Genomic DNA, 12403 nt, shown 5'->3' on the forward strand with positions numbered 1-12403 from the left:
CACAGGTAGTGCGTTGCAATCACCCTCGAAAACGCATTATCTTGTGGTTGCCTCCCTAAAAAACCCTACATGTAGGGTTTACGCATCCGAATTGCCCATCCTTTCTAAGAATGGCTCTTTTCTCGGAGAGGCGAGTTGCGCCTGAAAGGGGGCTATAAAATCCCTAATAAGGGCCTCCTGAGGGCCTCAGGAAGCGCAATTGCGTTATAGGATGGGACTTATGATGGTATAGCGAAGAAATACGCCCACAGGCGCTTACAGGGGCTTGCAGAGCCATCGGTATGACAGTATAGTGGGCGCAGAAATGCAGAAACCGCCAATGAAGGCGGTCTCGGCTGAAGATGTCTACGAGTAGTCACGTTTCTGTCGCCAAACGTGGCGTGGCTACCCGTAATCTCCGACGCATGCCTTTCAGCACTGTCGAGAGAAGGACGCCATTAAAGCCAATTGACGACTGCTCAGTCAACTGTCAATTGATCGGTGGTCGTTTCTCGACACGTGCGACTCAAATCAACGTAATCGAGGACTGACCATTTTGGACATGTCAATTAGCTTTACCCGCACCACCGTCGGCAGCAAAACCGTGCCGGTTCGTCAATATCGTCGGTTCCGCTTCGGCGAATGGGAGGATGTGTGTCACCACCACCGTAGCCCTCCTCGGTAACGGTTAGCGACAAGCCACCAAGCTCTCGATGATTTGGTGGCCTCTGTTGCCCGGAATAAGAGTTCAGCTCAACACTGGCGGCTCACCACGATATTCCAGCATCGGATTTTCGGCACTACTCGGTAACTGCTCCGCACGGGCCTGGGCCTTCCATGCAAAGCCAATCAGCTCTTTGATCCGGTCGGTGAATGGTTTGGCATCCTTATCCAGCTTGCCAACGGCAACACCAAAATCACCCTTCAGACCATAGAAATGGCTCAAATCAAAAACCTTCTTGTGCAGTTCCTTCTGCAATTCTTCTAGACGCCTCAAGAGGTGTCGTTTATGGCGCTTCATCAAGCGCGGAATCTTTTGTCAGCAAACCACGCAACTCATTGATGATGGTTTGGATTCTGCTAAGGTCGCCTTCTGTGAATTCGTAAGCGAACCCGTTGGTAGGCGTGACACCGAAACTCTTCTTCAGAGCCTTCAGTTTCTTCGCGTAGGATTGCCCGACAAGGTCGCCCAAACTGTCCTGAAATGGTTTCTTCGACTAGGCTAGGTCGTCATACGCTCGATCGATACGGTAGGGGGGGGCAGATCAAATGTCCTGACGTACAATGAAAGTGATAGGCCTAGAAACTTCAATCAAGTAGGTGCACTACAGGGTTTTTCCACGAATCTATCAGTAAGGATTAAGTGTATGGCCGTCAGCGTTTTTATCGACAATAATGCTTGGGATTACCTGTTTTCTCGGAAAGTGGACCTGGCGGTCGATATTTCTGTGGACGATTTTGTCTTCTCTATTACTCGCGAAGCCGAGTTTGAGATACGGACATTGCCCGAGGAATTGAAGGTCTATGTGACGAAATGGATTACCTGCGGAGCAGTGACTACCGACACTTACTTTGGTTTTGCTGAAGCAAACTCGGATGGTGAATCGCGGGTAGGAGGATTTGATTGCGGAAGGTTTATCGATCTGGCGGAAAGCGAGATATTGAGTTCGGAAAATGGGGTCATCAAAGATAAGCTACGGCCTACGGGGCTATACAAAAACGAGGCTGATGTATCACTCGCCGCGAGGTCAGTCCATTCAGTAATTCTGACCTCGGATACGAAAAAAGTGCTGGGTAGGGTGGTCAGTAAATACGGCGGTATTGTCGTCAATCTTGCGCTTTGGCCGGAAGATATTTCATTCGACTCGTACATGAAGACACAATGCGCTTCCTTTGTGATTGGCCAGTAATAAAAATCATATTCGGCCCCACATAGGTATCCGTATATGTAATCACAAGAAATTGCGGTAGATCAAGTTTTGCGTATTTTCTGCATTGTGTGTAGGTGTTGTACTAAAGTTTCGCAGCCAGAAAACTCTGGAATGCAAAAAAATATGCGCGGCGATTTTTTGATTTGACCATACCGATAAGGCGGATCAATTTAGCCCCTTTAGCCCGTTCTGAAGATACGTAGTCGGAGGGGGGCTTCTCCAAAGTGATTTCTGTGATGGCTTCGGTTATAACGTACAGCGATGCCGCATAGGGCATATGCACTCCATAAAATTAACAGAGGTGTAGATTTATAGCTTTTGGTGGATGATTATATACCTGCCAAAATATTCATTCCCTCGGTCAACAGCCGGATGAAGTCCTTAGCGTCGGAGAAGTAATTCTTGAATGCCATTCGAATTTCTTCGTTCGTATCAGCTTTTACGAGAACTACGTCAAGAGAAGGATAATCCCTCTCCAATCTAAAAAGTTCTCTCAAAGCATCAGGTGCCTCTTTGAAGCTTCTCACTTCAAGACTGCCATCCTCTTTGAATATTAGAATGGAGTTTCTATTTTCTGTGGCTACTGTCTCGGCTGAGTCAAGTCCTTTCAGCGTCCTCATAAGATGAATTTCATCATTAACTTGCTCAAAGCGTTGTAATATCTCTCCATCATCAAGCTCGGGAAATGGTCCTTTTCTTCCTTCGTGTGCACGGCTAAGAATTTCACTCGCAAGCGCCATGCAGTACTCGTATCTCTTATCGCCTTGCTGGAATTTTGGCTGGCTTTCAGTAATAAAACCAATCACCTCAACTGCCGTTGCCCATGCGTGCTGGACGAGAGTTCTGTATTGGATCTCTAGAAGCAGTCCTCGGTATTGATCTCCGTTCTTGGATCGCACGTCATACGAGTAAATATCATGAATACCTCTGTAACCGGTCGGTTTAGGGTTCTTTATATAGTCGTACTTGTCAACTTCATTCTTGCGTTTGTGTTTAAAACGCGCCTTATGAAAATCATCCCTAAACTCATAAAGATCTTTGATGGATCGAAAAATCAGACGACAACCCGCAACGTCGTCCATGCGGGACAATTCCATTTTGGGCAACCGCATAAGCTTGTTGAAAATTGTGTTTTTACGCTTGTGGCGTTGAGCGACTACAATCTGCTTGCCTCGCGTACGGGTCCTGAGGCTCGCTTGAAAGGTGTTCAGTACGATCCGATGAGCAGCCCTCCACTCATCAATAACTCGCACATCCTCGGGAGTTGGACTATTGTCCCGTATCGCATACCCTGCAGCATTGACACGCGATTTTGAGCCACCGGGAAAGAATGGAGCTGCTGCACTCATCAAGCCTAATCCTTGTCGTTAAACGTCAGGTAATGGGGTTGAAAATGAGGGTATGAGAATTGCCAATAAAAAGCTACCAGCGGCTACTGGCAGTGCCCGGTGATCACCTGGGCCATTCGATGCTGAGCAATACGCTCAACTGAGATCGATTGTTTTTCAAAGATAGGATCACGTTTAGCCAATATCAATTGCTGGTCCGTGTGATGCGTGTCAGGGCGGTATCAAGCTTTATTCCAGTGACGCTTGACCGTGGCAATGCCAACGCCAAGCTCGGACGCTACTTGTACCTGTGTCATGTCCATGGCCTTGAGACGTTGTACCGACGCGGTGGTGTCGTTTGCTGCTGGACGACCTAACTTCTTACCTTCTGCTTTGGCGCGTCTCAAACCGGCCTGTGTGCGTTCAATCAGCAAGTCCCTTTCAAATTCCGCGACAGCCCCCAGGACCTGCATGGTCATCTTGCCCGCTGCTGATGTCAGGTCTACACCACCTAGGGCGAGACAGTGAACACGAATGCCGGTAGTTGCCAAGTGTTCGACAGTCTGACGTACGTCCATGGCGTTTCGGCCAAGACGGTCCAGTTTGGTCACGATCAGTACGTCTCCACCCTCCATGCGTTCCAACAGCTTCTGGAAGCCTGATCGTTCCTTGGCGGCAATGCTACCTGAGATGGTTTCCTCAACTACCCGGCTGGCCTGTACATCAAAGCCCGCTGCCTTCACTTCTTGCACTTGGTTCTCAGTGAACTGGGTTGAGGTACTGACACGGCAGTAAAGGAAGGTGCGGGACATGTCGGTGACTCCTTGGTGTCGTTTAACGTGGTATCAGTGTATCGAGGTATCAAAAATCCAACAACGATATTTTTATGATTCTGTATACCGCATGTCTGAAAGGTATCGTTTAACGGTATTTTGATGATGCCTATTCATGGATGGATGAAGAGAGGTGATTTTCTTCTTGCAAAGATAAAGTTAGTGTGATTCCATAATGACATCCCTGTAAATTTATACAGGTATTCACTGGTATTTTTTATGAAATACAAATTGATTTTTTTGGCCGCAATTGCAGTACTGGCCGGTTGCACATCCAATCACACAACAGTTGTATCAACAAATACAGACCTACTTCGCGTCGGTGAAGAACCACAGGGTTACCCAAAAAAACACATTGAGAAATCCAATGGGTACTGTGTGAGTGTCACTGATTCTTGGGCCAAAGATGACTACAATGGCACCACCATCTGGCTAAAACGGTCCAGTATAATTAGCGTGCAGTGCCCAGGTTGAAGTCCGGGTACATGATTTTCAATCACTAGAAGCCCCGCATCGCGGGGTTTTTTTAGGTGCGCCTAGCATGGGTGCGCTATTGCGAGTGAATCTCGATGAGATCCAAGCGGCGATCAGCAATGAGATTCAAATCTAGATGCTAAAGACCGCCAATTTTTCGAACGGATTTGATCATCTCCATTAACACCTTGGGGTCTGTGGTGTCGTAAACGATGTCACACAGTTGATGCCTGAGCTCGGCAGCACTCAACGGCTCCTTCGATTCAGATTGAAGAAGTGATACGAGTGGAACACCCAACGCCTGCGCCAGGTCATGCATAGCATCAAACCCTGGACCGTATTCGCCACGTTCAAATCTACTTATCGTCATTGGTTCATAGCCTAACGACTCTGCAAGCTGTGCTTGGGTTAGACCCTGTGCTTTTCGTAGGGCTCTGATCCGTTGACCGAAAATGGTTAATGCATCCCGAGTCATAAGCGATCCAAATCAAAAGCTGGATGTTCGCAGCCGCTCTCATCGCTATGAAGGACGTGTGATGATAGTATTTTTGCGTAAATTATCATCAGGTAATATTTTTGGGCTGTCACCTATCTGGGTAGGTTTAGTCAGCCGAAAACGTCAAAAAGGAAGGATGAAATGAAGGTATGTCGGGATTTTTCATTCGCCTTATCGGGAGCCCGTGTCGACGTATCGATGGAGCTACGGTGACGATTGTTGCTAGACGATCAAGTTAAAATCTTCCAGCTCTGACAGGTTCCAGGCTCTTTTATGATGCTTGTGTTTGTGCAAGGAAGTAGTGCATTCATCAAGGATTAACTGATATGTTTCGGGCGATAGTGTTGTGTGGTTTGATGGGGTTTACAGTTGGTGCATTTGCCGCCGAAGTTGATAAAGAAATGATTTCGAGAATAAAGGCCGACTGCGATGTGTTGCCTGATCCAGACATTCCTGGGTTTGCACAAGATGCTTATACTGCTGCGGTGTATGCATATGCTACTTTTGATGTTTTTAAGGAGAATAGCTTTAGTTCTGAGGAGTTGCGGGAGTATGATCCGCATTTGATTGCGATATTGCAGGAAATGTATAAGCCAGCACGGCATGATTTTATAAATAAGGATTTGGAGTCGCAAAGCCAAGAGGCTATATCTAACCTGGTTAATATAGTTGGGCCAAAAAAGAAGTTGGATCAGCAATACTTTCTGAAAGCGGCGAATTGTGTTGCGGTGAGTGCTTACTCTGAATGGCGTTCCAATGAACATCAGCATATGATGTTTGCGTATCAACAGGAAATTGCCCAGGCCGACTATTATGCCGACCCTGTTGTCAAAGCCGAAGAGCAAGCTAGAGTCCAACGTATTGAAGCTGCTGATAAAGTTCTCGATCAAAGAGCGAAGAAAACTGAACAAGCGCGCGTCCAAGAGGCCAAAGTAGCTGAACAAATTCGTTTTCAAAAGGTTCAGAGCGATACGAACAAGCGAGTAAGCTCGACAACTACTCAGAAAGTGGCAGAGCCCAGCGACCCAAATGCCCAGTACTTGCTCGGAATGAGATACGACGCGGGCGAAGGGGGTGTGCATAATCCTCAGGAGGCGATGATCTGGTTCCGAAAGTCAGCTGAACAAGGTAACGGTCGTGCCCAGTACTGGCTTGCGTCTCACTATCTCACGGGTGACGGGGTTCCAAAAGATAATACCCAAGCATACGTTTGGTTTTCTGTTTCTGCTGCCAATGGGTATTTTCCAGCGACAAATGCTCGGGATCTTTACGGTCGTAATCTATCTGAATCTCAACGGATGGCAGCACAAGAATTAGCAAGACAATATTTTGAAAAATACCAACCACGTCGCTGAACAATTAACTCGCGTATCAACTTATTAGACTGTTGTGAGGTTGTGATTATGAAAAGAATGTTTGTAATGCTGCTCGTTATCGCTGGATATGTACCGTTTGCGCTTGCAGGAGCTAAGGCTAATCAAGAACCGGGTATACTTTTCTGGATACTTACCGCTATTGTAGCTCCGGTGGTAATTTATACGGCCAATAAGTGGAGGTTGTGGGGGGTAGGGTTTAGATTTGGCATGGCCAGCAAGTCGACTTTTCTAGGTTCGGTCAAATGGACCGCTGCATCAGTGATTGTGACCATTACATCGCTACTGATACTTGGTGCATTTGGCTAGGTTTGAAGGTTGGATAATACCGTGGTACGAAGCCCCGTTTTAGGGGCTTTTAATGCGTATTCGTTGAGGAAAGCGAGGTCAGTTTGTTTCACAAAAGCTTCGAATTGGGCGTAACTCACTGGTTGTTTGTTATGAAGAAACATCTTTGAAATATCACGAAACGCGATTGCTGGCGTTCGAATGTAGTCCTTCACCTTCTTACGAATTTCTTTAAGTCGGCTATTACTTCTCATGGCAACGAGATTACCTAAAATGGTTTCGGCCATGGCAGACTTCGCTCTCCCAGAGAAATGCTTGGTCACGAAAATAGCAAACTCACGGTAGAACCATTCAGTACAGAGGAAGCTCTTGTACTGCTCCCCAAGCTCGCCCATGGCAGCATTCAGGTCGTCTGTCGCCATAATCATTCGGTAGAACGCCGTCATTTCGTCGTCGAGATTGCCAGCCTGTACAGAGGTGTCCGGTCCTAAGGCAAAGTGAAAGGGGCACGGTTGATCGATTTGTACTAACTTCGTAATCTCAAATTCGTGGCAAGAAGCCAACACCAAACCGGTGTTGTTCCCACTGGCTATGTTGATCCCTGACACCAGACGCAACAGGGTTTGCCAGCCAACGTACTCGCCGCTACGGGCGAGAAACAATCCCCTCTCTGCGTTCCCGTGACATTCGAAATGCAGAACCGGCTTGGTGATGCCTGTCTTGCAATCTGCTTCAACCATCTTGAGGACTGCGTAAAGCTCTTTGGCATCGTACACGCGGTATCTAGTACAGTAACCGTGTCTATGGATTGTGGCGGAAAAGTCGTTCACTGTCTCTTCAAGCCAGCGCCCGTTCTGCTTCTCATCGTCATGAAGACCGTCAAAGATCACCAAGACGTTGTTCGTGAACGAAGACATGAAGGTGAGATCCGACATGCAGTAGCACCGTGCCGTCAGTAGAGAGGTGAGTTAAGCTGACAAATTCCATGCGGCCTGTCCAGTGGCTTTCCAAACACCGGACTTCAGCACCCGTCGTCATGTGACGTGATGGTGGCGGGACACAACCGCCGGCAAAGGGTTAGCTGCTCACGACTCTCATTACCTCGTGAGAGATGAATTGGCAAATTTGTGTTATCAAATTTGATCGGCCTCAACCCCTCGTGGAACCAAGGTCATTGATGACTCATTCAGTCAGCAAATCGCCAGTGTTCAGGGTTGCGCTTATTTGTAATGCGGACCCGAGCTACCAATGGTGTGAAGCCCAGTTTCCGAGCTACATCAATAGCCTCCTTCTGGGTTTTATAGCGCAAGTTGGTAACCGGCTTGTTATTGTCGTATTCAATATCGTAGTAGGTAATCGCTATTTCTTCCTTGCGAACTGAAGGGCGAGGTTCAATGTATACATGGCTCATGATTTTTCCGTTTGCAATGCCAGAATTGGCCTGTTAGTTGTTGTGGTTGCTTAGCAAGATTTAAAATGGTTGTGTTCATATTTGTCAGTCATATTTGTTATGTCTGTCTACCTATCTAAACCAATGCGGATAGGTGGTGGCTTACTCGCCTGTTATTCAATACGCATTTCATTGAGTTAATTGCTTGTCGCCTCCGAACACGTTATCGTATTGGGGTTGAAGCTATAACTGCCAAGACTTAATTGCGCGTAAGTCTAAATGAAATGTCGGGATGCCAGATCTCGGCTTTGTATATAAAAAACAGAAGTATTTTGATGTGTATATTGGCTTAGTCAGTATATTGTCCTGCCTGTCGTAGCGAGGACTTTGAATGCAGCCAATCATGAAGATTCGTTTCTTAGCTTGTTTGTATTAGCGAAAAACAATGAAAAACATTGAATATAATCATTCCGCCCGTAAGGGAGTAAATGAATATCGAGGGATATATTGTATTCATGCTTTGGGCCTTCGTGATTTTGTTTGTGAGCGAAACTCATAGTTTTCATATATCGGTTAGCTGTTTATTAATGTTTTGAGCTGTGCTATCAGGATTCAATGAGCTCTTTATAGTATATTGCCTTTGTAGGCACCTTCGGTGTATCGCCTGCGGCGATAGTTCTATGGGTTGTAGAACTATGATCAAGATTGATTGGTTGTAGCCCGAAGGGCTATCGCCGAAGGCGATTATCTAATTGGAAGCTAACGCATGCAGCTTAGGCTCGCGGGGAGTCATCCCACTGCTTTCATTGGCCTGATCAAGCTCTCCGCCGGAATCCCAAACATCTCATGCAGTTTCCAGATCATCGGCAGGGTAAGTGCCCGCTTGCCATTCAGTACCTCATAAACCCGATTCTGCCGGCCAATGGCTGGCACCAAATCAGCGGCTGACAATCCGGACTGCTCCATCCTGAACCGTATGGCATCCACCGGGCTGGGCAGGTCGACCGGGAAGTGCTTCGCTTCGTAGACTTCGATCAGGGTGATCATCACCTCAAGGTAGTCGCCTTCTGGAATGCCGGGCTCCGGTTCGTTGTCGAACAGCGGGGAAACAGACTTGAGTGCTTCCTGATAGTCCTGCTCGGTGTGGATTGGACGAATGTTCATGGGTTACTCCATTTCAACGGTATCTCGGCTGGCGTCTGCCAGTTCGCTTTCCTCACCTCGTCGTCCATCCAGGCAAGGAAAGATCGGCACCTTTTCAGGCGCTTATGGGCCATTCTGAATATTCAGCGTGCAGGGCAGCGTCTGATTCGCCGTGATCGGGTGGGCGGCCGCAATGTGCCCGGGATCTGCTGGAGTTGCTCTTTCAAGGTGGTCGGGTCGTTATCTGTCCGCACAACCTGTCCCTTCGTCGTCTAGACACGTCCCTTCTTACCTTCCTAGACTGAAGCAGAACCGATGACCCTGGGGCCACAGATGAACCGCAACGAATTGCGTAAAGCCGACATCAACCTGATGGTGGTGTTCGAAACACTGATGCTCGAACGCAATGTGACGCGGGTGGCGGAGAAGCTGTTTCTGGGCCAGCCGACCATCAGTTCGGCGCTCAATCGCCTGCGGGCGATGTTCAACGATCCGCTGTTTATCCGTGTCGGACACCGCATGGAGCCGACCGCGCGGGCCGAGGAGATCATCCAGCACCTGTCGCCAGCGCTCGATTCGCTGTCGAATGCCTTGAGCCTGACCCACGACTTCGACCCGGTCAGCAGCACCATGACCTTTCGTATCGGCCTGTCGGACGATGTCGAGTTCGGCTTGCTGCCGACGCTGCTGCGGGCCTTGCGCCAGGAAGCGCCGAATGTGGTGATCGTGGTCCAGCATGTCGACTACTGGCGCATTCCCGACCTGCTGGGCTCCGGCGACATTACCGTGGGTATCAGCCAGACCCGGGGCCTGCCGGCCAATGCCAAGCGCAAGCTGTTGCGCCATATCCAGCCGAGGATTCTGCGCGCCGACGCCTCGACGACACCCTTGACCCTCGACGAGTACTGCGCGCGACCCCATGTGCTGGTGTCCCACACCGCCAATATCAGCAGCCTGGCCGACGAGTGGCTGGCGGAAATCGGCCGCAAGCGTCACGTGGTGCTCTCGGTACCGCAATACAGCGCCTTGCCGGCCTTGCTGGCGGGTACCGACCTGGTCGCCAGCCTCCCGGATTACACGGCCAAGGCCATGGCGGCGTCGGGGCTGTTGTTTGACGAACCGCTGCCGTTCAAGGTGCCGAACCTGGACCTGTCGATGGTCTGGCTCGGGATTGTCGATACCGATCCGGCCGAACGTTGGCTGCGTTCGCGGCTTGAGCATTTCATGAGTGATCGGGAGCCCTTGGCGCCTTGACCTTTGTGTCTCGGGGCCAGCGTTGCGCTCATGCGCTATCTTTCACCTTCATTCACGACTTTTCACGAAGGCCGCGTGCTATATCTATGTGCCTTCCCATCCCGCTGCCTGGAGCCTGTCGATGCCTCACGTTTTCCTGGAATACACCCCCAACCTGACCGAGTTCGACGCCGACAAGGCGTTGCTGCGCATCAATCATGCCCTGGTGGCGTCCGGTCAGTTCGGCGCCGAGTTCGATATCAAGAGCCGGGCCACGGAACTGGGGGTGTTTCGCGTGGGGACCGGGTTGGGTGAGCGTGGCTTCGTGCATGTGAAGCTGGCGCTGCTGAGCGGGCGCTCGGCGCAGATCAAGCAACAACTTTCCGAGAGCCTGCTGGCGGGCTTGAAGGATCTCGGTGACTGGCCGGAGGGTATTGAAGTACAGCTGTCGGTGGAAGTGGTGGACCTGGACCGCGAGTCCTACGCCAAGGTTGCATTCTGACCCGGCGACAAAACCCATCCCGGAAAACCCGCGAACGCTGTAGGAGCCGGCTTGCCGGCGATGGCGTCCGCAAGGACGCAGCAGGGCTCGCCAGCAAGCCGGTTCCTACAGGTACGGTGTCCCAGCGCAAAATACCGTCAGGACCGGCGCCTGCCAGGAATGCCATGCAGCCCTGGCAGGCGCGGCTTTATCAGAACGGCTTGGTCGGCAGGTACTTGCCATCCAGGGTGATGACCGCACGCGAGCCGCCATCCGGATCCTCGACCTTCTTGATATCCAGCCTGAAGTTGATGGCACTGATGATGCCGTCGCCGAACTGTTCGTGGACCAGGGCCTTCAAGGTGGTGCCATAGACCTGGATCATTTCGTAAAAGCGATAGATCGTCGGGTCGGTCGGGACACCATTGCCGATGCTGCCGCGCAACGGCACGCTTTGCAGCAGGCGACTGGCGTCCTGGTCCAGGCCGAGTTTTTCACAGACCACGTCGGCGGCGCCGGCCGGCAGCGGGTGCTGGCCAAGCAGGGCGGCGGTGACGAAGGCCAGGCTCAGGCCGGTGCCGTCGGTCAGGTCCTGCCAGGACAGGTTCAGGCGTTGCTTGGCGTCGATGATGGTATCGGCCAGGGCCAGGCGTGGAACTTGTGCGAATTGGGATTGCAGCATCGGGATTTCCTCTTTTTCGTTAGTAAGATTCAGGTCAGGCGACCTGTGGGGATTGTGTCGACAGCGCGCAGGCCTGCGGCTGTTCGGCAAGTGAGACAAAGCGACCGGTGCTGCCGTCGAGGGCGGCGATGGAGCCGCTCTCGATGTCATATACCCAGCCATGCAGGTTCAGCCGGCCTTGTTCCAGCGCCAGGGCGACAGACGGGTGAGTCTTGAGGTTAGCCAACTGGGCGATCACGTTTTCCCGGACCAGGGCGTCCAGCCGGGCTTCGGCCGAGGCATGGCTGCGGGCGGCGTTGATGACCTTGGCCGATTCGGCGTGGCGCAGCCAGTTGGCCACCGCCGGCAGGTGATCGAGGCATTTGCAGGTGGAGATCGCGGTCATCGCACCGCAGTCGGAATGGCCGCAGATCACGATATCGCGCACCCCGAGCACCGCCACCGCATACTCCACCGTGGCCGACACGCCGCCCGGCTCCGGGCCGTAGGAGGGTACGATATTGCCGGCATTGCGAATTACGAACAGGTCGCCGGGCTCTTGCTGGGTCAGCAGTTCCGGCACCACCCGGCTGTCCGAGCAGGTGACGAACAGGGTGCCGGGGCTCTGGGTGGTTGCCAGTTGCTTGAACAGCGCGCTGCGGGTCGGAAAAGCTTCGCGTTGGAACTTCAGGAATCCGTCGATGATGGCTTGCATGGGGGCTTCTCCTTGCGGGTGGCTGATGGGGCAAGGATGGAAGTTTTCAGACATAGCGTCCAAGATCGGCTTATTATG

General features: G+C 51.0%; 14 protein-coding genes. 4 read left to right on the forward strand and 10 right to left on the reverse strand.

Features of this window, described 5'->3' with window-relative positions; all coding sequences use genetic code 11:
* Positions 1-727: 727 nt before the first annotated feature.
* Positions 728-1000, reverse strand: coding sequence for a hypothetical protein (locus tag M5B96_RS26330; protein WP_248799909.1), 273 nt, complete (start codon positions 998-1000; stop codon positions 728-730).
* Positions 1001-1346: 346 nt separating this feature from the next.
* Between M5B96_RS26330 and M5B96_RS26335 the strand changes: the two genes are divergently transcribed.
* Positions 1347-1889: a hypothetical protein gene (locus M5B96_RS26335; protein ID WP_248799910.1), complete on the forward strand. Its 543-nt coding sequence runs from the start codon at positions 1347-1349 to the stop codon at positions 1887-1889.
* 103 nt (positions 1890-1992) lie between these two features.
* On the opposite strand, the gene M5B96_RS26340 is transcribed toward M5B96_RS26335, so the two are convergent.
* The 4 genes from M5B96_RS26340 to M5B96_RS26355 form a co-directional block, all read right to left on the reverse strand.
* Positions 1993-2187 carry a hypothetical protein gene (locus M5B96_RS26340; RefSeq protein ID WP_248799911.1) on the reverse strand — a complete coding sequence of 65 codons (195 nt, stop codon included), beginning with the start codon at positions 2185-2187 and terminating at the stop codon, positions 1993-1995.
* A 52-nt stretch (positions 2188-2239) separates the two neighbouring features.
* The gene (locus M5B96_RS26345) at positions 2240-3259 is read right to left on the reverse strand and encodes a RelA/SpoT domain-containing protein (protein WP_248799912.1); all 1020 of its coding nucleotides are present in this window, start codon (positions 3257-3259) and stop codon (positions 2240-2242) included.
* A gap of 221 nt (positions 3260-3480) precedes the next feature.
* The gene (locus M5B96_RS26350) at positions 3481-4050 is read right to left on the reverse strand and encodes a recombinase family protein (RefSeq protein ID WP_248799913.1); all 570 of its coding nucleotides are present in this window, start codon (positions 4048-4050) and stop codon (positions 3481-3483) included.
* A 634-nt stretch (positions 4051-4684) separates the two neighbouring features.
* Positions 4685-5020, reverse strand: coding sequence for a helix-turn-helix domain-containing protein (locus M5B96_RS26355; protein WP_248799914.1), 336 nt, complete (start codon positions 5018-5020; stop codon positions 4685-4687).
* Between the two features lie 347 nt (positions 5021-5367).
* Here M5B96_RS26355 and M5B96_RS26360 point away from each other — a divergent pair, with 347 nt between their 5' ends.
* Positions 5368-6396: a tetratricopeptide repeat protein gene (locus M5B96_RS26360; RefSeq protein WP_248799915.1), complete on the forward strand. Its 1029-nt coding sequence runs from the start codon at positions 5368-5370 to the stop codon at positions 6394-6396.
* Positions 6397-6719: 323 nt separating this feature from the next.
* Here the strand turns inward: M5B96_RS26360 and M5B96_RS26365 are convergent, their stop codons facing one another.
* From M5B96_RS26365 to M5B96_RS26375, 3 genes are all read right to left on the reverse strand, one after another.
* Positions 6720-7637 carry a hypothetical protein gene (locus M5B96_RS26365; protein ID WP_248799916.1) on the reverse strand — a complete coding sequence of 306 codons (918 nt, stop codon included), beginning with the start codon at positions 7635-7637 and terminating at the stop codon, positions 6720-6722.
* Between the two features lie 251 nt (positions 7638-7888).
* Positions 7889-8113 carry a hypothetical protein gene (locus tag M5B96_RS26370; RefSeq protein WP_248799917.1) on the reverse strand — a complete coding sequence of 75 codons (225 nt, stop codon included), beginning with the start codon at positions 8111-8113 and terminating at the stop codon, positions 7889-7891.
* 768 nt (positions 8114-8881) lie between these two features.
* The gene (locus tag M5B96_RS26375; protein WP_248799918.1) at positions 8882-9256 is read right to left on the reverse strand and encodes a helix-turn-helix domain-containing protein; all 375 of its coding nucleotides are present in this window, start codon (positions 9254-9256) and stop codon (positions 8882-8884) included.
* A gap of 312 nt (positions 9257-9568) precedes the next feature.
* Here M5B96_RS26375 and M5B96_RS26380 point away from each other — a divergent pair, with 312 nt between their 5' ends.
* Together M5B96_RS26380 and M5B96_RS26385 are read left to right on the forward strand one after the other, a co-directional pair.
* The gene (locus tag M5B96_RS26380; RefSeq protein ID WP_248799919.1) at positions 9569-10489 is read left to right on the forward strand and encodes a LysR family transcriptional regulator; all 921 of its coding nucleotides are present in this window, start codon (positions 9569-9571) and stop codon (positions 10487-10489) included.
* 121 nt (positions 10490-10610) lie between these two features.
* Positions 10611-10970, forward strand: a complete 360-nt coding sequence (locus M5B96_RS26385; protein ID WP_248799920.1) for a 5-carboxymethyl-2-hydroxymuconate Delta-isomerase — start codon at positions 10611-10613, stop codon at positions 10968-10970.
* 190 nt (positions 10971-11160) lie between these two features.
* Here M5B96_RS26385 and cynS read toward each other — a convergent pair whose 3' ends face one another.
* Both cynS and M5B96_RS26395 read right to left on the reverse strand, forming a co-directional pair.
* On the reverse strand, positions 11161-11631 hold the full coding sequence (gene cynS / locus M5B96_RS26390; protein ID WP_248799921.1) for a cyanase: 471 nt from the start codon (positions 11629-11631) through the stop codon (positions 11161-11163).
* Between the two features lie 34 nt (positions 11632-11665).
* Positions 11666-12325, reverse strand: a complete 660-nt coding sequence (locus M5B96_RS26395) for a carbonic anhydrase (RefSeq protein ID WP_248799922.1) — start codon at positions 12323-12325, stop codon at positions 11666-11668.
* Positions 12326-12403: the final 78 nt, after the last annotated feature.

Origin of the sequence: Pseudomonas sp. MWU13-2105 (assembly GCF_023242315.1) — a bacterium.
Lineage (GTDB): Bacteria > Pseudomonadota > Gammaproteobacteria > Pseudomonadales > Pseudomonadaceae > Aquipseudomonas.